This window comes from Cupriavidus sp. KB_39 (assembly GCF_052114485.1).
GTDB lineage: Bacteria > Pseudomonadota > Gammaproteobacteria > Burkholderiales > Burkholderiaceae > Cupriavidus.
The window spans coordinates 1-20,329 of the sequence record NZ_JBFREV010000013.1 but is presented as its reverse complement, the minus strand read 5'-3'; the positions used below and the strand labels follow the sequence as shown (position 1 = coordinate 20,329).

Genomic DNA, 20,329 nt, shown 5'->3' with positions numbered 1-20,329 from the left:
GGTCTTACTGGGGCAGCACTTCCACGGTCACCGCGTAGGCCGCGCGGCGGGCCTTGGCCTGCTTGACCGAGGTCTTGTCGTCGCGGACATCGGCTTCCATCCAGTACATGCCCGGGGCCGGCCACTTGACGCTGAACTTGCCGTCCGCGTCGGTGGTGACGCTCAGGTCGTTGAGCTTGTCGCGATAGCGGATGCCGCCCGGCACGATCTCCACCTTCAGGTTGCTGGCGGGCTTGCCGTCCAGCAGCAGGCGGAAGCTGGCCGTATCGCCCGCCACGAGGTCGTTCGGGTGGGTGATCGGGGCCAGCTCCAGGCCGCGGCCCGTGGTCGACAGCGCCTGCTTGGACGGCTTGCCGGCGGTCACGAAGGCTTCCACGCGGCCGGCGTTCTCGGTCACCTGCAGGTCCTGCGCGTTGGCCGGCACGTTGCTGGCCAGCGCCTCGGCGGTGCCGCGCCAGCGCTTGGTCTGGCCGCCTTCCTTCCACGAGGCGAACACACCCTGGTTGATCACGGCCACGCGGTAGGTGCCCGGCTGCGTCAGGTGCAGGTCGAAGGTGCTGCGGTACTTGCCGGTGGAGGCGTTCTCGGCCTTCACGGCGGCGCCATCCGGGCCGGTGACGACGAGGTTATCGAGCCGCATCGGCACGTGTTCGAAGTAGAACAGGTCGTTGGAGACGGCGGCGTCCACAGTCACCCAGGCGTCGTTGCCAGACAGCACGGTGGCCGACGGCAGCAGCCACTGGCGGTGGGCGTGGGCGGCCAGCGGGGCCAGGGCGGCCAGCGCCAGCACGGCGGCGCGCATGGCAAGGCGTTGCGGGAAGCGGGCAGGCTTGTTCATCGTCAGGCTCCAGTCAATCCAGTGATTCGGGGTGAGAACGGATGGGGTGCGGGTCAGGGCTTCAGTTCGACGGTGACGCCGCCGAGTTCGTGTTCGCCCTTGGCACGGGCCGTCTGCGCGGATTGCGGCGGCCACGTGAACGGCACGCGCACCAGTTCGCGGCCCCCGACTTCGCGCGCGGCCTCCACCACCAGTTGGTAGTCGCCGGCGGGCAGCTTGCCGAGCGGCGACTTGCCGGCGGAGAACGACACCGCCTGCTCGCCCGGCGCACGCGTGGCGCCGGAGATGCCATCGGCCGGCATCTGCATGTCCCGGCCCGCCTTGCGCCACCACTGGCGCATGTCCTTGAGCCACTTGGTGCCCTCCCCGTCCTTGTTCTTGCCGTCGTACCAGACCGCCAGCGTGGAAACGGGGCTCTGATCGGCGCGCTCCACCCACATCGCCACGTAGGGGCGGTGGTACTCGGCCACGGTGAGGCGGGGAATATCCACCTTGACGTTCAGGTCGGCGGCCATGGCGGGCGCAAGCGGGGCGGCGGCCAGGCCGGTCATGGTCACGGTAAGGAGTCGGCGCATCGGAACTACCTTTTCTGGTTGGATGGAATGCAAATCAGTGAATGAACACGATGGCGAGCAGCAGCGGCACCACCAGCCCCGCCCCCACCAGCGGCCAGGTGGCCATGCGGCCACCGGCGTGCAGCTTCAGCAGGAACAGCCCGGTGAGGCTGAAGACGAGGCACGCGAAGGCGAACACATCGAGGAACAGGCTCCACGCATGGCCCGTGTTGCGGCCCTTGTGCAGATCGTTGAAATAGGAGATCCAGCCGCGCGAGGTGGCTTCGAACTGCACCTCGCCGCTGTCCAGCGCCACGCTGACCCAGGCGTCGCCGCCGGGGCGTGGCAGGGCCACGTAGAGTTCATCGGCGGACCATTCGGCCTCGCGGCCTTCGGCATCCACATGGAGGGATTCCGACAGCCATTGGGCCAGCACGGGCGGCACGGGCGCTTTTTCGTTCTTCTGGGCGGCGCCGGCCGGGGCCGCGCGTCGGAGGGCGGCCAGCACGTCACGCGGTGCGGTTTCGCTGCGGGTGACCACGCTGGGCCGGGCCTCGATCTGGCCGGCATGGTTCAGCGTGAAGCCGGTGATGGCGAACAGCATCATCCCGATCAGGCAGATCGCGGAACTGATCCAGTGCCATTGATGAAGATGCTTGAGCCAAAAGGCGCGGCGCTGCTGGCCGGAGGCCGGCGGGTTGTCTGTCATGCGGGTGAGAAAGGGGGCGCGCGGGGCGCGCGCGGGGGGCGCGGCGGCATGTCGATTAGCCGCAACACCTAGATGGTAATGGTTCTCATTTGTTGAGGCAATCTGACATGACGTAGTCGACACGCTGTCATGGTTACGGTGCGTTACACCCCGTGCGCCTCTTGCATCACCTTACCCTATCAGTGTTTCCCCCCGATCAAGATCCTTGATGACCGCGCCGTTATGGCACCCATAGAGGGCGACAAATCGATCGCCCCGAGCGGGTTCAGACAAGGAAAAGGAGGAAAACGAATGCTGCAAAATCTCAGCCTGAGAAAAAAGCTCATGCTGCCGCTGGTGCTGAGCTGGATCTGCCTGCTGGCCATTACCCTCTGGAACGCCTGGGAAATGCGCGCGCTGCGGTTCGAGGACCGCAAGCTGTCACTCGAACATGTCACCGATGTCGCCAACTCCATCGTCACCGAATACGAAGCGATGGCGCGGGCCGGCAAGCTGCCGGTGGAAGAAGCCCAGAAGCAGGCGCTGGACCGCGTGCGCGCGCTGCGCTTTGGCGCGGACGGCTATTTCACCGTGATGCGTTCGGATCACGTGGTGCTCATGCATGCCATCAAGAAGGAGCTGGATGGCAAGAACATGGGCGACATGAAGGACCCCAACGGGGTCTACCTGTTCCGCGAGATCGCCGCGTTGGGCAAGAACCCGGGCCACGGCTTCGTCGAATACCTCTGGCCCAAGCCGGGCGCCGAGGCCCCCCAGCCCAAGCTGAGCTACGTGCTGAACTTCAAACCGTGGGACTGGGACTTCATCGCCGGGCTGTACCTCGATGACATCCACGCCGAATTCCGCCGGTCGCTCTGGGAAGCGCTGGGCTGGCTGCTGGGCGTGGGCGCGCTGATGAGCGTGGTGATGGTGCGGGTCTCCATCAGCCTGCAGAAGCAGCTGGGCGGTGAGCCCGCGCTGACGTCGCAGATCGCGGCGCGCATCGCTGAGGGCGACCTCGCCTCGCATGTGCAAACCAAGCCCAACGACCGCGAAAGCGTGCTCTACAACATGCAGCAGATGCAGGCGCGCCTGACCGGGGCCATCGGACAAATCCGAGGCTCGGCCGATTCGATCGCCGGCGCGGCACGCCAGATCGCGGCGGGCAACGTGGATCTGTCGCGCCGCAGCGAGGAGCAGGCCGCCTCGCTCGAGGAAACCGCCGCAAGCATGGAGGAGCTGACGAGCACGGTCCGCCAGAGCGCCGACAACGCCCGGCAGGCGTCGCGGCTGGCCGAAGGCGCCTCGGACATCGCCGTGCGCGGGGGCCAGATCGTGCACCAGGTGGTGGGCACGATGGGCGAGATCAAGGCGGCGTCCGGCAAAGTGGTGGACATCATCGGCGTGATCGAGGGCATCGCCTTCCAGACCAACATCCTGGCGCTGAACGCGGCAGTGGAAGCCGCCCGCGCGGGCGAACAGGGCCGCGGCTTCGCCGTGGTGGCCGGCGAGGTGCGCAGCCTGGCCCAGCGCTCGGCCACGGCGGCGAAGGAGATCAAGGCCCTGATCGACAACTCGGCCCAGCGCGTGGAAGACGGCTCGGTGCTGGTGGAAGGCGCCGGCCGCGCCATGGAAGAGATCGTCGAAGCGGTGAAGCGCGTGACCGACCTGATGGGCGAAATGCGCGCCGCCACCGAAGAACAGACGGGCGGCATCGAGCAGGTGAACCAGGCGGTGTCGCAAATGGACCAGATGGCGCAGCAGAACGCGGCGCTGGTGGAGGAAGCCACGGCCGCAGCGGCGTCGCTGGAAGATCAGGCAGACGCCCTGCACCGGGCCGTGGGGCAGTTCAGGTTGGCAGGGGCAATCTGAAACAGGTGTTTCGACAAGGGTGTTGAAGCCCGCAGGCCGGTCTGGCTGCGGGCTTTTTTTGTGGGTTGTCGTGGAATCGCCGGAACGCCCGGTTCTGGTGAACTGGGAGAGACCGGGAACAGCGTATGATCGACGGCATGCTGCCGATGGCTGCCGAAGCGCCCCCGATGACCAACGATCCTCACCTGTCTCCCAAGCTGCATCTGACTGCGAAGCATGGATTCGCGCTGCATGACAGCCGCCAGCCCGTTTTTCACCGGGGATGGCATATCCACGACTGCGGCATGCTGCTGTGGCCGCGCATGGGGAGACTCAAGACGACATGGAACGATGTGTCCGGCGAGCCGGACTCGCCGCATGCCGTTTCGCTGGTGCGCGGCACCGCAGTGCTGCTGCCGGCGTCGATCTCGCATCTGACGGCATCCGAGCGCGGGCGCCAACAGCATGGGGAGCTATACCTGCCGCCCGACCGCCTGCCCGCCGGTCGACCGTTTGGCGCCATGCATCTGGACGCCGCGACCATCGCAATGCTCGAGGCGCTGCTGGCGCCGGGGATCTCGGCGACGAGCGCTTCCTGGCTGGTGCGCGCCATCGTGGAGCAACTGATGAGCAGCCGGCCGCTGGCGATACCCGAAGAGCCGGCATCCGTGGCACTGCGCATGGTCCGGCGCTTCCATCAGGCGCTCGAACGCGACCTGCCCTTGCCTTCGATCGATACCGTGGCCAGCGAGCTGGGCGTCTCGATCCGGCATTTGCAGCGCGCTTGCCAGATCGAGTTCGGCGTGACGCCCGTGGCACTCAGGCGTCGCATCCTGGCTACGCATGCACGCGCCCTGATCGCGCAAGGTCAATCCGTCGCCAGCGTCAGCCTGGACCTCGGCTTTTCATCCAGCGGACATCTGCACCGCTTGCTGCGCGAGGCCGCCGATCCGTCATAGGCGCGGCGGACTGGCGACCTCATCCCGCCATCACGACAGCATCGATCTCGATCTCCGTCCACGCCCCATCCGGCAGGCTCGACACACCCAGCGCGCTGCGAGCGGGCAGGGGCTGATCGGGGAATGCCGTACGCAGGACGGCCGAGGCCGCATCGAGCACGGCCGGATGATGGGTGAAGTCTGACGCCGCGCGGATGAAGCCGCGCAGGCGGACGATCTGGATGACGCGTGACAACTCGCCGTCGCAAGCCACCCGAAGCGCCGCCAGCGCGTTCAGCATCGATACTTCGGCAGCACGGCGGGCGGGTTCCACATCGGCTTCGCTCTGGCATTGGCCTGCCATGGCCACGCCTTGCTGCCGGCATACCTGCCCGGCGATCGACACCCAACGCGATGGCCCCACCTCCACCGCGCGATACGGCGCATAGCTACCACGCGGACTGGACACCGCGGGCATGGCAAATCCTGCGGCAGCAAGCAAGGCTTCGGGAGAACTGACCGTCATGCGTGGCTCCATGCCACGCCGCCACTGAGCCAGCAGCCGTCGGGCTCGCCTGAGTCGGCATGGCGTGGAGCCACGAGGATTTCCGAAGGGCTGCCCATGGCATCGCCCTGCCGGACTGCGATGGACGACACCGTTCGACCCTGGCCACGCAGTGGGTCCGCCTGGTTCAGATACCCCCACAACGCCGCCGCAGCGATGCCGGTGGCGGCGTCTTCGGGATAGCCCGACGACTTCGGAAACTGCCGCGCATGGACGACGGGCTGCCCGTCCGCTTTAGGCGCCCCGAACGCATAGGGATAGAGGCCAGTCGAGCCGATCGACGCGCATAGCGGCTCCATGGTCGAGAAATCCGGCTGCAAACCGTCGAGCATCGCCACGGATGGCAGGCAGACAAGCGTCTTCACGCGGCTGGTCGCGGCATTGATGGCCGCATAGCTGCCGGCAGGCAGGCCGAGCTGCATGGCCACGCGGTCCGACGCCCCGGCATCCAGCACCTCGGTACGCACTGCCGGCTGCGAAATCCAGACGCGCTGCGATGCGTCGTCCCAATACGCCAGCACGATGCCACTCAGCGTTTCGATGCGCGCCGTCGGCGTGGTCCAACGCCCCCACTGGCGCAGCGCCCACAGCGTGCCCACCGTGGCATGACCACACATCTCCATCTCGTGCTGCGGCACGAAGAAGCGAAAGCGCCAATCGCAGCCGATCTCGCTCGGCAATACGAATGCCGACTCGTGTCCATGCGTTGCGGCAACGCTTTGCATTGCCGGCGCGCTCATGCCACGCGCGTCGGCGACCAACGGCACCGGATTGCCGCCTTGCCCATCGCGCACGAACACCCGGATCAGATTGACGTCACTCACCTATGGCTCCCACGGACTTGGCAATCTTGCCCCAGTATGGGATGTCCTGCTGGACGGCAGCCTGCAGCGCGGACGGCGTCCCGGGGCGCGCGGTCACGCCTTTGCCGGCAAGATCGTCGGCGACCGCCTTGTCGGCGAGCACCTTGTTCAACGCGGCATTGAAGCGATCGACGATCGCAGCGGGCGTCCCCTTCGGAAAGGCGATGCCGTACCACAGCTGCTGCTCGAAGCCGGGCACACCCTGGCTGGCGAACGTCGGAACTTCCGGCAACAACGGCGTGGAGGCCGTCACAGCAATGGCGGCAACCTTCCCAGCCTTGATGTAGGGCGCCAATCCGACCGGGTTGTCGAACATGATCTGCACCTGACCGCCAATCAGATCGGTGTAGGCCGGTGCCGCGCCACGATACGGGACGTGGACCATCGGCACACCAACGAACTTCTGGAACTGTTCGCCCATCAGGTGCGACACGGTGCCAACGCCTACCGACGCAAAGCTGTGCTGCGACTTGTCCGCCTTCAACCGGGCGACGAGCGTCCGGGCATCGGCCACGCGCATGGCGTTGTGGACGGCCAGCACATAAGGCGATGTGCCGATGAAGCCCGCATAGGCGAAGTCCTTCGCCGGGTTGTAGGCCAGCTTCGGATAGAGCGCGACGCTTACCGCATGCGTGCTCGTCGTGACCACGCCCACCGTGTAGCCATCGGCGGCGGCCCGCGCCACGAAGCCCGAACCGATCGTGCCGCCAGCCCCGCTGCGATTGTCGATCACGACAGGCTGCCCGAGTTCGCGCTGCAGCAGCGGCTGGATCGAGCGAACCACGAGGTCGGTACCGCCACCAGCCGGGAATGGCACCACCATGGTGATGGGCTTCGCCGGCCAGGTTTCCGCATGGGCGGCGACGGAACACGCTGCGACAGCGCCCGCCAGCAGGGCGCACCAGGCCCTGCGCGTGGATATGGACAGGATGGACATGTGCACTCCCCTTGTTGGAATGCATGCAGTCTAGAAACGCGTCGACCCGCCCTCAAACCGGAATGCGACGTTCAGCGATCCGAAATGCGCTCGCGGCAGATCCAGCGTCCAAAGCGCCCGACAGATCAATCGGCCGGTGCCGGTACATGCCCCCTGGCGCGTGCTGCGCTGGCTGCCACGGCGGCAGTGCGCGTTTCCACGCCGAGCTTCTCGAAGATGTGCTCCAGGTGCTTGTTGACGGTTCGCGGGCTCATGCCGAGGATGTCGGCGATATCGCGGTTGGTCTTGCCACGGGCTACCCACGACATGACTTCGGCCTCACGCCGCGTGAGTGCCGCCGTGGACGCGAGCATGTCGGCGCCGCCTTCCGCTTCGCCATGGCTGCGCAGGATGGCCTCGCGCAGCGCGCGCGCCTGCCGCGCCTTGCCGACGTGGGACCGCACGCGGGCCACCACCTCGGCGATGGCCACCGGCTTGGTGACGTAGTCGCACGCGCCTACCTCGAAGCCCCGTACGATGTGCACCGTATCGCCCAGGCCGGTCATGAAGATGACGGGGAGGTCTGCGTGGCGGTCCATCAACGCGGCACAGGTGGAAAAACCGTCCATCCCGGGCATATCCACGTCCAACAGCACCGCATCCGGGGAAAAGTGGGCCAGCGCGCCGAGCGCAGCGTTGCCGCTGGCAGCGGTGTGCACCAGCATGGCTTCGCCGCCCAGCGCGCGGGTCAGGAAGCTGCGCGCGTCGGCGTTGTCGTCCACCACGAGCACACGTGTTTCGGATGCAGAAGATTCAGGTTCGGGATGCACGGAGCGCCTCGCCAAGTCGATCATTCAATGCAGCGCCATCGGTACGCGCCAGCGTCAGCATCTTGCGCGCCCACGCACCGATGCCGCCGCCGCTGGCGGCAAGTTCCGCCAGTTGCGCCTCCAGCGCGCGCAGCCGGCCGGTGGCGCCCAGTTGCAGCATCTCGCGCAGCAGCTCGGCGTGGGGCGGCGCCTCAGGCTCGGCGGGCTGGGCGGGCAGCGTCAGCGCGTGCCGGACCATGTCGATCAGCTCCGATTCGCGCACCGGCTTGCTGACGAAGCCGAGGTAGCCATGCTGAAGCCTGGCCTCCTCGGTGTTCTCGTGAGCGTTGGCGGAGACGATGACCACTTGCGACGCGCCCGGCTCCGCGCGGATCTCACGGCACAGGTCCCAACCCGATGCATCCGGCAGGTTCAGGTCCAGCAGCACCAGATGCGGATGCCACGCCCGCAGTTGCGGGAGCACAGCGGCGCCCTCCCCGACTTCCTGCACCGCCAGCCCCAACGGTGACAGGAAGCCGCGCAGCACCGCCCGGTGCGACTGCCGGTCATCGACGATCAACACCCTTGCATTCGCCGGCAGCGGCGCCTCCGGGACCCTCCGTGGCCGTGTTACCGGTACCGACAGTGCGGGTAGATAGAGCCGCACCGAGAACTCGCTGCCCATGCCCGGTGCACTGCGCACCCTGACCTCGCCGCCCATCAGGTCCACCAGCAGCCGCACGATGGCGAGTCCCAGTCCGATGCCCTCTCGGTCGTCATGGGCCGTGGCGCGCTCGAACGGATCGAAGATGCGCACCTGGTCTTCCGGCGCGATGCCGGGGCCCGTGTCGCTGACCGTGATCGTCGCCAGCTCACGCTGATGGCGTACCGCCAGCGTGACCGCGCCGTGCTCCGTGAATTTGATGGCATTGCTGACCAGGTTGATGACAATCTGCCGCAATCGCTTGGAATCGCCATGCACATGGGCCGGCAAGGCGCCGGATACGCGATAGTGAAACGTCAGCCCGCGTGCCGCGGCCAGCGGGCGGAACATGCGTACCAGGTCGTCGAACACGCCCTCCAGCGCCACGGCGTCGTGCTCGAGCCGCAGTTTGCCGGCCTCGATCCGTGACAGCTCCAGCAGGCCATCGACCAGGCTGGACAGGTGTTCGCCGGCGCGGCCGATGGTCTGCACATCCTCGCGGCATGCCGCCGGCAACGCCGGTGCCCGCAGCAGCAGCTGCGAGTATCCCAGGATGGAGTTGAGCCCCGCGCGCATCTCATGGCTCATGCCGGTGATGAACCGGCTCTTGGCGGCATTGGCCTGCTCCGCGACTTCCTTGGCATGCTGAAGCGCCGCATCGGTACGGCGGTGCGCATCGATCTCCTTTTGCAGCAGCCCGTTCTGGCGTTCCGATTCTTCCTGGGCGACGGTCCGGCTTTCGTTGGCCAGCACCAGCCACCAGGAAGCGACCGCGGCAAACAGCACCAGCCCGGCACCAATCTTGAGAAACAGGTCGGTGCGCGGCGCGGCGCTGTGCACCAATGGGCCCGATAGCTGCTCCTGCGTATAGAGCAGCCACAGCAACGTGCCGAACGCGAACACCATCCCAGCCAACACAAGACTGAACTGACCGATGCGGCGTGCCATGACCAGCGGCGTGCCGGCGGGCAGCACGCGCGTGAGCGCGAAGGCGATCTGCTCCTGCGCGCTGGCCCCCGGCTTGCACCGGTCGCCGCAGCGCGCATCCAGCGTGCAGCACAGCGAGCAAATCGGGCCGCGATAGGCCGGGCACGCTGCCACGTCCTCCTGCTCGAACGGGTTACGGCAGATCGCGCAACGGATGACCGCGTGCCGCGCGCCGAAGTGGACCGGTGCCCGCGCGATGAAATAGCGGCTCTGCGTGAGGTAGGCAATCGCCGGCGGCAACAGGACCGCCAGCGCGAGACCCACCCCTACCGAGGCGGGACGCAGCGTGTCGCCGAACACGCCGAGATGCACCAGCATCGACAACGCCGAGGCCAGCACCATGGCGCCGAAGCCTGCCGGATTGATGTCGAACAGGTAGGCGCGGCGGAATTCGATATCGCGCGGCGACAGTCGAAGCGGCTTGCTGATGACAAGGTCGCCAAAGATGGCGCCGACCCACGCCACCGCCAGGTGGGCGTAGAGCGCCAGCACTTGCTCCAATGCCTCGAACACGCCCATCGCCATCAGCATCACCGCGATCAGCACGTTGAACGCGAGCCATACCACGCGGCCCGGATGGCTGTGCGTGAGCCGTGCGAACACGTTCGACCACGCCAGCGAGCCCGCGTAGGCATTGGTAATGTTGATCTTGGTCTGGGAGACCAGCACCAGCAGTCCTGTCAGGAGCACGGCCACCCAGCCGGGCCAACCGTTGCCGAGCCCGAGTGCGAAGCCTGCCAGGTACATCTGCGTCGGTTCCAGCGCGTGGGCGATCGGCAATTCCGCCTGCAGTACGACGAAGGCGAGAAACGCTCCGCCAACCATCTTGGCCGCACCAAGGATGATCCAGCCCGGTCCGGCCGCAATCAACGCCCCCCACCATCGCACGCGGTTGTCCCGCGTGAGCGGCGGCATGAAGCGCAGGAAGTCCACCTGTTCGCCGATCTGCGCGATCAGCGCGGCGGCCACCGTGGCGGCGGCGCCGAACGCTTCCCATGAGAAACCGTCGCCATCGGCCAGGCGCCCGTTGAGCGAGAGAAACTCGGTATAGCGCTGCGGCTCGCGCCACAGGATCAGCCCATAGGGCAGGATCAGCAGCACGAGCCACAGCGGCTGGGTCCAGAGCTGGATACGCGACAGCAGCGTCACGCCATGGGTGACCAGCGGGATGACCACGATGGCGGACAGCAGGTAGCCGATGGACCTCGGCAGACCGAACAGCAGCTCGAATGCCTGCGCCATGATGGCCGCCTCGAGCGCGAAAAAGATAAAGGTGAAGCTGGCGTAGATCAGCGAGGTGACGGTGGAGCCAAGGTAGCCGAACCCCGCACCCCGTGCCAGCAGGTCCATGTCCACGCCATGACGCGCGGCGTAGTAGGAGATCGGCAGGCCGGTCAGGAAGATGACAAGGCTGACCACGCCGATGGCCCACATCGCGTTGGTGAAGCCATAGCTGAGCGTGATGGCGGCACCGATGGCTTCCAGCGCGAGGAACGCGACTGCACCAAAAGCGGTATTTCCGACCCGAAACGCGCTCCATTTTCGGAACGACCTTGGTGCAAACCGCAGCGCGTAGTCCTCAAGGGTCTCGTCGGCCACCCAGCGGTTGTAGTCGCGCCGGATCTTGCTGATGCGCTGGACGGGCTGGGGGACGCTCGACATGGAGAGGGGTGCATGGTCGCACTGGCAATGGGTCGTGCGCTGCGGATGCAAGAGATGTGCCGTGCGCCAGTGGCCGGCCCGACTACGTTGAATGACGTATGGCTGGGCGTCCCCCACCCGCAGCATGATCGCTCCGCAGCATTCCTCTTCCCCAACGGAGCGTCGATCATGCGTGACAACGAAAGCGATAACGAACAGAACGGGTCCCCGCCTTCCCTGCACCGCCGCCGGCTCATGCAGGGCCTTGCCGCCCTGCCCGCGCTGCCGCTGGCCGGCATGGCCGCGCAGGCCCACGGTGCCAATCTGCCTACCGGCACCGTGAATACCACCCGGCTCGCCGTCACCGATACCGAGGTCACCGTCGGCCAGCTGCATTCGGCCACCGGCACCATGGCGATCTCGGAAACCGGGTCGATCCAGGCCGAACAGCTCGCCATCGACCAGATCAACGCCGCTGGCGGCATCCTCGGCCGCAAGATCAAGGTCATCAAGGAAGACGGTGCCTCGGACTGGCCGACCTTCGCCGAGAAGTCCCGCAAGCTGCTGGTCAACGACCGTGTGGCGGCCGTGTTCGGCTGCTGGACCTCCGCCTCGCGGAAGGCCGTGCTGCCCGTCTTCGAGAAAGAGAATGGCCTGCTCTACTACCCGACGTTCTACGAGGGCCTCGAGCAGTCCAAGAACGTGATCTATACCGGACAGGAAGCGACCCAGCAGATCATCTGGGGCCTCGACTGGGCCGCCAAGCAGAAGAACGCCAAGAGCTTCTTCCTGATTGGCTCCGACTACATCTGGCCGCGGACATCCAACAAGATCGCGCGCAAACACATCGAAAACTTCCTCAAGCTCAAGGTCGTGGGCGAGGAGTACTACCCGCTCGGCCACACCAATTTCAACTCGCTGATCAACAAGATCAAGGTCGCCAAGCCCGACTGCATCTACGCGATCGTCGTGGGCGGCTCGAACGTTGCCTTCTACAAGCAGCTCAAGGCGGCCGGAATTACCGCCGACAAGCAGTTCCTGCTGACCATCTCGGTCACCGAGGACGAAGTGCTCGGCATCGGCGGCGAGAACATCGCCGGCTACTACGCGGCCATGAAGTACTTCCAGTCGCTCGACAACCCCAACAACAAGCAGTTTGTCGATGCATTCAAGAGCAAGTTCGGCAGCAAGGCCGTGATCGGCGATGTCACGCAGGCCGCCTACCTCGGCCCCTGGCTGTGGAAGGCCGCGGTGGAGAAGGCCGGCAGCTTCGATATCGACAAGGTCGTCGCGGCCTCGCCGGGCATCGAATTGAAGTCCGCCCCCGAGGGTTACGTCAAGGTGGATACGAATCATCACCTGTGGAGCAAGACGCGCGTCGGGCTGGCGCAGCTCGATGGCCAGTTCAAGGTGGTGGCCGAGTCGCCGCAACTGATTCCGCCCAATCCGTTCCCGAAGGGCTATCAGTAAGCCCGTCGCCGTCCCATCGATCCACGGAGTAAGAGTCATGAACGTGTCGGACATGCTGAACATCGGCCTGATGCAGGGCTTTGCAGGGCTGAGCCTGTTCTCGGTGCTGCTCCTGATGGCGCTCGGGCTGGCCATCATCTTCGGCCAGATGGGCGTCATCAACATGGCGCACGGCGAGTTCATGACCATCGGCGCCTATGTCATCTTCCTGGCCTCCACCACGGTGGAGCGCCTGGCGCCGACGTGGATGCCCTACTACTTTCCCATCGCCATCTGCGCCGCGTTCGCCATCGCGTTCGGCGCGGGTTGGCTGGCCGAATGGGCGCTGATCCGGCATCTCTACAAGCGGCCCCTCGATACGCTGCTCGCCACCTGGGGCCTGTCGCTCGGCATGCAGCAGGCGTTCCGCTCCACCTTCGGCCCCAAGGAAGTCAGCCCCACGCTGCCCGACTGGCTGATGGGTTCATGGTCACCCGCACCCGGGCTCGACATCCCCATCAACGGTCTGTTCGTGATGGCGCTCACGCTCTGTGTAGCGGGGCTTGTCTGGCTCGCGCTGTACCGGTCGCGCTGGGGGCTGCGCGTACGCGCCACCACGCTGAACCGGCCGATGGCGAATGCAGCCGGCATCAATACCCGGCGCACCGACCGCCTGACGTTTGCCATCGGCTGCGGCATCGCGGGCGTGGCCGGCGCGGCATTCACGACGATCGGCTCCACGGGCCCCACCAGCGGCGCGCTGTACATCGTCGATTCGTTCCTCGTGGTCACGTTCGGCGGGGCAGCGAGCCTCGCCGGCACGGTGGCGTCGGCGTTCGGCATCGCGCAGATGCAGTCCATCACCGAGTTCTTCATGACCGGGTCGATGGCACGGGTGCTGACCCTGCTGCTGATCGTGACCATCCTGATGATTCGTCCGCAGGGCCTGTTCGCCCCGGCGGTACGGCGCTGACATGCCAGGAGCACAAACGATGTCCAACTCTTCCCGACTGCAACGGCTGCGCGGCATAGGCGGCGCATGGGCCGGCTACGCGCTGCTGGCGCTCGTGCTGGTGGTGATCATGCCGCTTGCGCTGGATGTGTTCCGCCTGAACCTGATCGGCAAATACCTGAGCTACGCCTTCGTGGCCGTGGGGCTGGTGATGCTGTGGGGCTACGGCGGCGTCCTGAGCCTGGGCCAGGGCGTGTTTTTCGGCCTCGGCGGCTATGCCATGGCGATGTTCCTCAAGCTGGAGGCATCGGATGCCAAAAGTACCGCCATCCAGTCCACGCCGGGCATTCCCGACTTCATGGACTGGAACCAGCTCACGGCGCTGCCATGGTGGTGGGAGCCGTTCCGCCATCTGCCGGTCGCGCTGATCGGGGTGGTGGTGGTGCCGGCCCTGCTGGCATTCGTCATCAGCGTGGCGATGTTCCGGCGGCGCGTGGGTGGCGTCTACTTCGCCATCATCACGCAGGCGGTGGCGCTCATTCTGTCAGTGCTGATCATCGGGCAACAGGGCTATACCGGCGGCGTGAACGGCATCACCGACCTCAAGACGCTGCTCGGCTGGGATATCCGCACCGACAGCGCTCGGCTGATTCTCTACTTCGTCACCGTGGCGCTGCTGTTCGGGGCCATCGCACTGTGCCGTTGGATCCAGCGCAGCAAGCTCGGCGTGCTGCTGCTGGCGATGCGCGACAAGGAAGACCGCGTGCGGTTCTCGGGCTACGACGTGTCGATGTTCAAGGTGTTCGTGTTTTGCCTGGCGGCCGCGCTGGCGGCCATCGGCGGCGCCATGTTCACCTTGCAAGTCGGGTTCATGTCGCCGTCGTTCGTCGGCATCGTACCGTCCATCGAGATGGTGATCTTCGCCGCGGTGGGCGGCCGCATGAGCCTGGTGGGCGCGGTGTGGGGCACGCTGCTGGTGAATGCCGGCAAGACCTACTTCTCGGAGAGCTTTCCGGATCTGTGGCTGTTCCTGATGGCGGCGCTGTTCATCGGCGTGGTGGTGGCGTTTCCCGACGGGCTGGCAGGGCTCTACGCCAAGTACATCGGCCGTCGCCGCCGCACCACCGAGCCGCCCAAGCCGGAATCCCTGCCGGCCAAGACGGCCTGACCGGGAGACATCATGAGCAATACCGACTTCATGCTGGCGGTTGAGGACTTGACCGTGTCGTTCGACGGCTTCAAGGCCATCGACAACCTCACGCTATACGTGGACCGCGACGAGCTCCGCGTGATCATCGGCCCGAACGGCGCCGGCAAGACCACGCTGCTCGACTTGATCTGCGGCAAGACGCGCGCCGGCGGCGGCAGCGTCAAGTTTCGCAATCGCGAGATGACGGGCCTGCCCGAATACCAGATCGTACGCGCCGGGGTCGGGCGCAAGTTTCAGACGCCCTCGATCTACGAGAACCTCACGGTGTTCCAGAACCTGGCCGTCTCGTTCCCCCGCGGCCGCAGCGTGCTGGGCGCACTGACCTTTCGCACCACCGAGGCGGAGCGCCAGCGCGTGGCCGAGGTGGCTGCGGAGATCGCGCTCGACGATGTCCTGGAGCGCGAGGCGGCCCAGCTCTCGCACGGCCAGAAACAATGGCTGGAGATCGGCATGTTGCTGATGCAGGACCCGAAGCTGCTGATGCTCGACGAACCGATCGCAGGCATGAGCGTACGCGAGCGCGAATTGACCGCCGACCTGCTCAAGCGCATCAGCAAGGGCCGCGCGGTGATCGTGATCGAGCACGACATGGACTTCGTGCAGCGTATTGCCGACAAGGTCACCGTGATGCACCAGGGCCGCATCCTGGCCGAAGGCTCGATGGCCCAGGTGCAGAACGACCCCCGCGTGATCGACGTCTACCTCGGCCACTGACGCGGCCAACTCGCCAAAGGAGAATCCCGCATGCTTTCCGTGGACAACGTGGTGGTGAACTATGGCCAGAGCGAGGCGCTGCATGGTGTGTCTTTCTCCGCAGCGCAAGGCGAAACCGTGGCCATCATGGGCCGCAACGGCATGGGCAAGACCACGCTGTTCAAGGCGATGATCGGCATGCTCCCGGTACGCTCGGGCCAGGTTACCGTGGATGGCCGCGACGTGGCGCACGACGAAAGCTATCGTCGCGTGCGCGCCGGCCTCGGCTATGTGCCGCAGGGCCGCATGATCTTCTCGCACCTGACCGTGGAGGAGAACATCCTCACCGGCATGGAGCAAAGCCGCGTGCTGCGGATTCCGGACGAGATCTTCGCGATGTTCCCGGTGCTGTTCGACATGCGGCGCCGCAAGGGCGGCAACCTGTCCGGTGGCCAGCAACAGCAGCTGGCCATCGCCCGCGCGCTGGTGAGCAACCCGAAGGTGCTGCTGCTGGATGAGCCCACCGAGGGCATTCAGCCTTCGATCATCAAGGACATCGCGCGCGCGCTGAACGAGATTCGGCGCACGCGCGACATCACTATCGTGTTCTCCGAACAGGTGCTGAGCTTCGCGATGGACGTGGCCGATCGGCTGCTGGTCATCGAAGGCGGCCGCTTCGTGCACGAGACCCAGCGCCACAGCACGGATGTGGCGCACATCCGGCAACTGCTGTCGGTCTGAACGCAATCCCGCATCTTCACCGCATCTTCCCCGCTACCAGGAGGCAAACGTCATGACGGATACCCTGATCAAGGTCGATCTGGCCGAATCGCCGTACGAGAACCCCAACGTCCACAACCGCTGGCATCCGGATATCCCGATGGCCTGCTGGGTCAAGCCCGGCGAGGATTTCATCCTGGAGACCTACGACTGGACCGGCGGCTTCATCAAGAACAACGACTCGGCCGACGATGTGCGTGACATCGATCTCTCCATCGTCCATTTCCTGACCGGCCCGGTGGGCGTGGAAGGCGCGGAGCCGGGCGACCTCCTCGTGGTGGATCTGCTCGACATCGGCGCGAAGCCTGACAGCCAGTGGGGCTTCAACGGATTCTTCTCGAAGCAGAACGGCGGCGGCTTCCTGACCGATCATTTCCCGCAGGCGCAGAAGTCGATCTGGGATTTCCACGGCCTGTACACCTCGTCGCGGCATATCCCCGGTGTAAACTTCGCCGGGCTGATCCATCCGGGGCTGATTGGCTGCCTGCCGGACCCTGCCATGCTCGAGACATGGAACAAGCGGGAGATGGACTTTATCGCCACGCAACCGGACCGCGTGCCACCGCTGGCGAATCCGCCCTTCGCGGCGACGGCGCACATGGGCAAGCTGCAGGGCGATGCGCGCGACCAGGCCGCCGCCACGGGGGCACGCACGGTGCCACCGCGTGAGCATGGCGGCAACTGCGACATCAAGGACCTCTCACGCGGCGCCAAGGTGTATTTCCCGGTGTATGTGGATGGCGCCGGGCTTTCCGTGGGCGACCTGCATTTCTCGCAGGGCGACGGCGAAATCACGTTCTGCGGCGCGATCGAGATGGCGGGCTGGGTACATATGCGCGTGTCGCTGATCAAGGGCGGCATGGCCAAGTACGGCATCCGCAATCCGATCTTCAAGCCGAGCCCCATCACGCCGAACTACAACGACTACCTGATCTTTGAAGGGATCTCTGTCGACGAAGCGGGCAAGCAGCACTATCTGGACGTACAGGTCGCCTACCGGCAGGCGTGCCTGAATGCGATCGAGTACATGACCAAGTTCGGATACTCGCGGGCGCAGGCGTACTCCATCCTCGGAACCGCCCCGGTGCAGGGGCATATCAGTGGCGTGGTGGACATTCCCAATGCCTGCGCCACACTGTGGTTGCCCACCCAGATCTTCGACTTCGACATCCGTCCCAGCGCCAGCGGGCCGACGCGGATGATCGCGGGGGACGTGGATCTGCCACTGTCGCCAGACGTGGTCTAAGCCGGCACCATGTTGCAATCCACCCAGCGGAGCGGCGATGCCTACCTATGACTACCGGTGTAAGGACTGCGGCGAGTTTGCATTGATCCGGCCGATGGCCCGGCGCGATGCGCCTGCCATGTGCCCCGCCTGCGGCATGGGTGCGGAGCGGGCACTCGTGGCCGCGCCGGCGCTCGCCAGCATGGCGGCGTCGGCGCGGGCCGCCCATGCGGTCAACGAACGCAGCGCGGCTGCGCCGAAGGAATCATCGCGGCATGGATCCGGTTGCGGGTGCTGCGCGCAGCCGAAGCTCGCCGGCCGGCCCGACGTGGCCAAGAGCACCAGCGGCAGGCCGTGGATGATCTCGCACTGAGCAGCACAGGGACTGACCCCAGCGCGGCCAACGTGCTGGGGCGTCCAGCGCCGTTGAGGCACGGTCTCCCCGTGCCCAATATCAAATCTTCCTGCGATCGCTGACCACGACTAGCGCTTGCGCCTGGACTTTGCCCACCGAGCGCGATCTGTGAGGAATCGAGGCATTGAAGTAGAGCGAGTCACCGGCACTCATGCGCACGGTGCGGCCATCGAACAACACCTCCATTTGCCCTGATACCACGAAGATCAGCTCCTCTCCAGCGTGGCTGGCCATCGGTTGATCCTCAGCCAATGTGAAGGGCGGCAGCATGATAAACGGCTGCATGGCCTTGTCCGGTCGCTCCGCCGCAATGGCTTCATAGGTATAGCCATGTCGCTCGGTAGACGGACTGAACGGAATGCGGTCGCCGGCCTTTACGTGAAGGATCTCGTTGGCGCGCGATGACCTGGAGATGAGCTGATCGACGGTCACTGACAACGCTTCAGCCAGCTTGAGCACGGTGCCGATGGTCGGCGACGACAACCCCCGTTCCAGCTTGGACAGGTAGCTCTTCGTCAGCGATGCGCGCTGCGCCAGTTCTTCAAGCGTCAAGCTATTCAGCTTGCGTAGCTCAGCCAGGCGCTCAGCAATGCCCGGCGTCGCGGGCTCTGCGCTCACTTCTTGCTTTTTCGTCATCCCGGGGATCGAAGTTCCAAAGCGCCTGCACAGGCGCTTCCACAGACCGCAATTGTAAGGGTCGAACGTTTTCACGACAACGCAGTTGCACACATGACACTTTGGTGTCATTCTAGACACACTTGTTTCCAATATCCCCAAGGAGAATGCAAGTGAGTCCCAGCCGCCCCCGCTGTCGTGACCTGACGTTCGTGGTCACCCTTTCCGCTGCCGTACTGTTGAGTGCACCCCTTGCCGGTCACGCGGCAGAGTTTCCCGACAAGCCCATTACCCTGGTCGTCCCGTTTGGCGCGGGAGGCATTACAGACCTCGTGGCCCGCGCCACGGGTAAGGCCCTTTCCGAGCAACTCGGTCAATCCATCGTTGTGGAAAACCGTCCGGGCGCGGGCGGGAACATTGCGGCGGACTTTGTCCGGCGCGCACGGCCGGACGGCTACACCTTGATGTTCACCACGGTCGGCATCCTGGCCGTCAATCCTCACACGGACATCAAGGTCAACTTCGACAGCGCGAAGGACTTCACCTACATCTCCCTGGTGGGCTCAACACCGCATCTGGTCGTGGTGGGTGCCGATGTCCCGGCAAATACGCTCGCCGATCTCATCAAGCTTGCCCAGCGCAAACCAGATTCCGTGAGCGTTGGAACCGCTGGCGTCGGTAGCTCGCCTTATCAAGGGATGCGCGTGCTTCAGGACGCGGCAAGAATCGAGTTTCTCCATGTGCCATTCAAGAGCGGCGCCGAGTCCGTCACCAATGTCGTATCGGGACAGGTGAACATGACTTTTGAGGCGACACCTCAAGTCATGCCGTTCGTCACCTCGGGCAAGCTTCGCGCGCTCGCCGTAGCGAATCCGCGCCGGCTGTCCACTGCACCCCAGGTTCCTTCGACTACCGAACTGGGGTTCCCGACGCTGGTGTCAGGCTCGGTGGCTGGGCTGATCGGACCAGCGGGACTCGACCCCGCCATCGTGAAGAAGCTCAATGCGGCGGTAGGCACCGTCACGGCAAATCCGAAGTTCAAGGCCACGCTGGTCGCTCAAGGGACCGAGCCAATGGCCTCGACGCCTGAACAATTCCGAAAGCTGATCGAAGAAGAGAATCAGCGATGGTCGGCGCTGCTCGGCGCGGCCGACAAGACAAAGTAAAAGCCGCTTCTTACTCACCATACTCTCCAGCACATCCCAGAAAGGACACACCATGGCTGACACAATGCAAATGAGCAAAAGCGAGATCGTCGCCGCTTCGCTCAAGACGATGCAGACGGAACTCCGGGCTGACAAGATGCCCCTGCGCGAGGCCGTCGCGGAAACCTGCCGAATCCTGTTCGCGTTCGGTCACGATTCCGGGCTCGCGGGCCAGATCACCGCGCGGGCCGAGGCGCCCGGCACGTACTACACGCAGCGCCTGGGTCTTGGCTTCGATGAAATCACCGCGGACAACCTGTTGCTCGTCAATGAGGATCTCGAAGTGCTTTCCGGAAACGGCATGCCGAACCCTGCCAACCGCTTCCATTCCTGGCTGTATCGCGCGCGTCCGGACCTGAACTGCATCGTTCATTCCCACGCGCCGCATGCCTCTGCGCTTGCCATGCTCGAGGTTCCCCTGACCATCTCCCA

At 65.4% G+C, this 20,329-nt stretch carries 20 protein-coding genes; 11 read left to right on the top strand and 9 right to left on the bottom strand.

What is annotated here, in order from left to right; genetic code table 11:
• Positions 1 to 4: 4 nt before the first annotated feature.
• Genes AB4Z27_RS12180 through AB4Z27_RS12170 form a run of 3 tightly spaced genes read right to left on the bottom strand, consistent with a single transcriptional unit; the run spans position 5 to position 2,101 of the window.
• On the bottom strand, positions 5 to 838 hold the full coding sequence (locus AB4Z27_RS12180) for a DUF4198 domain-containing protein (protein ID WP_441591264.1): 834 nt from the start codon (positions 836 to 838) through the stop codon (positions 5 to 7).
• Between the two features lie 53 nt (positions 839 to 891).
• On the bottom strand, positions 892 to 1,413 hold the full coding sequence (locus AB4Z27_RS12175) for a DUF2271 domain-containing protein (RefSeq protein WP_092293907.1): 522 nt from the start codon (positions 1,411 to 1,413) through the stop codon (positions 892 to 894).
• A gap of 34 nt (positions 1,414 to 1,447) precedes the next feature.
• Complete coding sequence (locus tag AB4Z27_RS12170) at positions 1,448 to 2,101, bottom strand: PepSY-associated TM helix domain-containing protein (protein WP_092293909.1); 654 nt, start codon at positions 2,099 to 2,101, stop codon at positions 1,448 to 1,450.
• A 291-nt stretch (positions 2,102 to 2,392) separates the two neighbouring features.
• On the opposite strand from AB4Z27_RS12170, the gene AB4Z27_RS12165 reads away from it, so the two are divergent.
• Positions 2,393 to 3,952: a methyl-accepting chemotaxis protein gene (locus AB4Z27_RS12165; RefSeq protein ID WP_092293911.1), complete on the top strand. Its 1,560-nt coding sequence runs from the start codon at positions 2,393 to 2,395 to the stop codon at positions 3,950 to 3,952.
• A gap of 125 nt (positions 3,953 to 4,077) precedes the next feature.
• A complete protein-coding gene (locus AB4Z27_RS12160) occupies positions 4,078 to 4,890 on the top strand; it encodes a helix-turn-helix transcriptional regulator (protein WP_369823413.1) in 813 nt (270 codons plus the stop codon).
• Between the two features lie 19 nt (positions 4,891 to 4,909).
• Here the strand turns inward: AB4Z27_RS12160 and AB4Z27_RS12155 are convergent, their stop codons facing one another.
• From AB4Z27_RS12155 to AB4Z27_RS12135, 5 genes are all read right to left on the bottom strand, one after another.
• Positions 4,910 to 5,395, bottom strand: coding sequence for a RidA family protein (locus AB4Z27_RS12155; RefSeq protein WP_092293914.1), 486 nt, complete (start codon positions 5,393 to 5,395; stop codon positions 4,910 to 4,912).
• Complete coding sequence (locus AB4Z27_RS12150; RefSeq protein ID WP_441644543.1) at positions 5,392 to 6,258, bottom strand: PhzF family phenazine biosynthesis protein; 867 nt, start codon at positions 6,256 to 6,258, stop codon at positions 5,392 to 5,394. The genes AB4Z27_RS12155 and AB4Z27_RS12150 overlap by 4 nt, the downstream gene beginning before the upstream one ends.
• Entirely contained in the window at positions 6,251 to 7,234 is a 984-nt protein-coding gene (locus tag AB4Z27_RS12145) for a Bug family tripartite tricarboxylate transporter substrate binding protein (protein ID WP_441591262.1), read from the bottom strand. The genes AB4Z27_RS12150 and AB4Z27_RS12145 overlap by 8 nt, the downstream gene beginning before the upstream one ends.
• A 125-nt stretch (positions 7,235 to 7,359) precedes the next feature.
• Complete coding sequence (locus AB4Z27_RS12140; RefSeq protein WP_441644542.1) at positions 7,360 to 8,004, bottom strand: response regulator transcription factor; 645 nt, start codon at positions 8,002 to 8,004, stop codon at positions 7,360 to 7,362.
• 22 nt (positions 8,005 to 8,026) lie between these two features.
• Positions 8,027 to 11,374: a hybrid sensor histidine kinase/response regulator gene (locus AB4Z27_RS12135; protein WP_441644541.1), complete on the bottom strand. Its 3,348-nt coding sequence runs from the start codon at positions 11,372 to 11,374 to the stop codon at positions 8,027 to 8,029.
• Between the two features lie 168 nt (positions 11,375 to 11,542).
• On the opposite strand from AB4Z27_RS12135, the gene urtA reads away from it, so the two are divergent.
• Genes urtA through AB4Z27_RS12100 form a run of 7 tightly spaced genes read left to right on the top strand, consistent with a single transcriptional unit; the run spans position 11,543 to position 18,035 of the window.
• Positions 11,543 to 12,823, top strand: coding sequence for an urea ABC transporter substrate-binding protein (gene urtA / locus AB4Z27_RS12130; RefSeq protein WP_441644540.1), 1,281 nt, complete (start codon positions 11,543 to 11,545; stop codon positions 12,821 to 12,823).
• Positions 12,824 to 12,860: 37 nt separating this feature from the next.
• Entirely contained in the window at positions 12,861 to 13,775 is a 915-nt protein-coding gene (gene urtB, locus AB4Z27_RS12125; RefSeq protein ID WP_092293926.1) for an urea ABC transporter permease subunit UrtB, read from the top strand.
• A 19-nt stretch (positions 13,776 to 13,794) separates the two neighbouring features.
• Positions 13,795 to 14,922 carry an urea ABC transporter permease subunit UrtC gene (gene urtC, locus AB4Z27_RS12120; RefSeq protein ID WP_441644539.1) on the top strand — a complete coding sequence of 376 codons (1,128 nt, stop codon included), beginning with the start codon at positions 13,795 to 13,797 and terminating at the stop codon, positions 14,920 to 14,922.
• Positions 14,923 to 14,934: 12 nt separating this feature from the next.
• The gene (gene urtD, locus AB4Z27_RS12115; RefSeq protein WP_092293928.1) at positions 14,935 to 15,678 is read left to right on the top strand and encodes an urea ABC transporter ATP-binding protein UrtD; all 744 of its coding nucleotides are present in this window, start codon (positions 14,935 to 14,937) and stop codon (positions 15,676 to 15,678) included.
• Positions 15,679 to 15,708: 30 nt separating this feature from the next.
• Positions 15,709 to 16,398, top strand: coding sequence for an urea ABC transporter ATP-binding subunit UrtE (gene urtE / locus AB4Z27_RS12110; RefSeq protein WP_441591257.1), 690 nt, complete (start codon positions 15,709 to 15,711; stop codon positions 16,396 to 16,398).
• A 52-nt stretch (positions 16,399 to 16,450) separates the two neighbouring features.
• Positions 16,451 to 17,683: a formamidase gene (fmdA, locus tag AB4Z27_RS12105; RefSeq protein WP_092293932.1), complete on the top strand. Its 1,233-nt coding sequence runs from the start codon at positions 16,451 to 16,453 to the stop codon at positions 17,681 to 17,683.
• A 37-nt stretch (positions 17,684 to 17,720) separates the two neighbouring features.
• Entirely contained in the window at positions 17,721 to 18,035 is a 315-nt protein-coding gene (locus AB4Z27_RS12100; RefSeq protein WP_092293934.1) for a zinc ribbon domain-containing protein, read from the top strand.
• An 81-nt stretch (positions 18,036 to 18,116) separates the two neighbouring features.
• Here the strand turns inward: AB4Z27_RS12100 and AB4Z27_RS12095 are convergent, their stop codons facing one another.
• Positions 18,117 to 18,713, bottom strand: coding sequence for a helix-turn-helix domain-containing protein (locus AB4Z27_RS12095; RefSeq protein ID WP_092293936.1), 597 nt, complete (start codon positions 18,711 to 18,713; stop codon positions 18,117 to 18,119).
• Between the two features lie 146 nt (positions 18,714 to 18,859).
• Here AB4Z27_RS12095 and AB4Z27_RS12090 point away from each other — a divergent pair, with 146 nt between their 5' ends.
• Together AB4Z27_RS12090 and AB4Z27_RS12085 are read left to right on the top strand one after the other, a co-directional pair.
• Positions 18,860 to 19,858: a Bug family tripartite tricarboxylate transporter substrate binding protein gene (locus tag AB4Z27_RS12090; RefSeq protein WP_092293938.1), complete on the top strand. Its 999-nt coding sequence runs from the start codon at positions 18,860 to 18,862 to the stop codon at positions 19,856 to 19,858.
• Positions 19,859 to 19,910: 52 nt separating this feature from the next.
• Positions 19,911 to 20,329 (top strand): class II aldolase/adducin family protein (locus tag AB4Z27_RS12085; RefSeq protein ID WP_441644538.1); only part of this gene is annotated, 419 nt, incomplete at its 3' end.

What these genes read in the sequence shown, in the direction of transcription:
- urtC (WP_441644539.1), top strand. Translation starts at nt 13,795, where the DNA reads ATGTCCAACTCTTCCCGACTGCAACGGCTGCGCGGCATAGGCGGCGCA.
- AB4Z27_RS12095 (WP_092293936.1), bottom strand. Translation starts at nt 18,713, where the DNA reads ATGACGAAAAAGCAAGAAGTGAGCGCAGAGCCCGCGACGCCGGGCATT.
- fmdA (WP_092293932.1), top strand. Translation starts at nt 16,451, where the DNA reads ATGACGGATACCCTGATCAAGGTCGATCTGGCCGAATCGCCGTACGAG.
- AB4Z27_RS12090 (WP_092293938.1), top strand. Translation starts at nt 18,860, where the DNA reads ATGCAAGTGAGTCCCAGCCGCCCCCGCTGTCGTGACCTGACGTTCGTG.
- AB4Z27_RS12100 (WP_092293934.1), top strand. Translation starts at nt 17,721, where the DNA reads ATGCCTACCTATGACTACCGGTGTAAGGACTGCGGCGAGTTTGCATTG.
- urtB (WP_092293926.1), top strand. Translation starts at nt 12,861, where the DNA reads ATGAACGTGTCGGACATGCTGAACATCGGCCTGATGCAGGGCTTTGCA.
- AB4Z27_RS12170 (WP_092293909.1), bottom strand. Translation starts at nt 2,101, where the DNA reads ATGACAGACAACCCGCCGGCCTCCGGCCAGCAGCGCCGCGCCTTTTGG.
- AB4Z27_RS12160 (WP_369823413.1), top strand. Translation starts at nt 4,078, where the DNA reads ATGATCGACGGCATGCTGCCGATGGCTGCCGAAGCGCCCCCGATGACC.
- AB4Z27_RS12145 (WP_441591262.1), bottom strand. Translation starts at nt 7,234, where the DNA reads ATGTCCATCCTGTCCATATCCACGCGCAGGGCCTGGTGCGCCCTGCTG.
- urtD (WP_092293928.1), top strand. Translation starts at nt 14,935, where the DNA reads ATGAGCAATACCGACTTCATGCTGGCGGTTGAGGACTTGACCGTGTCG.
- AB4Z27_RS12165 (WP_092293911.1), top strand. Translation starts at nt 2,393, where the DNA reads ATGCTGCAAAATCTCAGCCTGAGAAAAAAGCTCATGCTGCCGCTGGTG.
- urtA (WP_441644540.1), top strand. Translation starts at nt 11,543, where the DNA reads ATGCGTGACAACGAAAGCGATAACGAACAGAACGGGTCCCCGCCTTCC.
- AB4Z27_RS12180 (WP_441591264.1), bottom strand. Translation starts at nt 838, where the DNA reads ATGAACAAGCCTGCCCGCTTCCCGCAACGCCTTGCCATGCGCGCCGCC.
- AB4Z27_RS12155 (WP_092293914.1), bottom strand. Translation starts at nt 5,395, where the DNA reads ATGACGGTCAGTTCTCCCGAAGCCTTGCTTGCTGCCGCAGGATTTGCC.
- urtE (WP_441591257.1), top strand. Translation starts at nt 15,709, where the DNA reads ATGCTTTCCGTGGACAACGTGGTGGTGAACTATGGCCAGAGCGAGGCG.
- AB4Z27_RS12135 (WP_441644541.1), bottom strand. Translation starts at nt 11,374, where the DNA reads ATGTCGAGCGTCCCCCAGCCCGTCCAGCGCATCAGCAAGATCCGGCGC.
- AB4Z27_RS12175 (WP_092293907.1), bottom strand. Translation starts at nt 1,413, where the DNA reads ATGCGCCGACTCCTTACCGTGACCATGACCGGCCTGGCCGCCGCCCCG.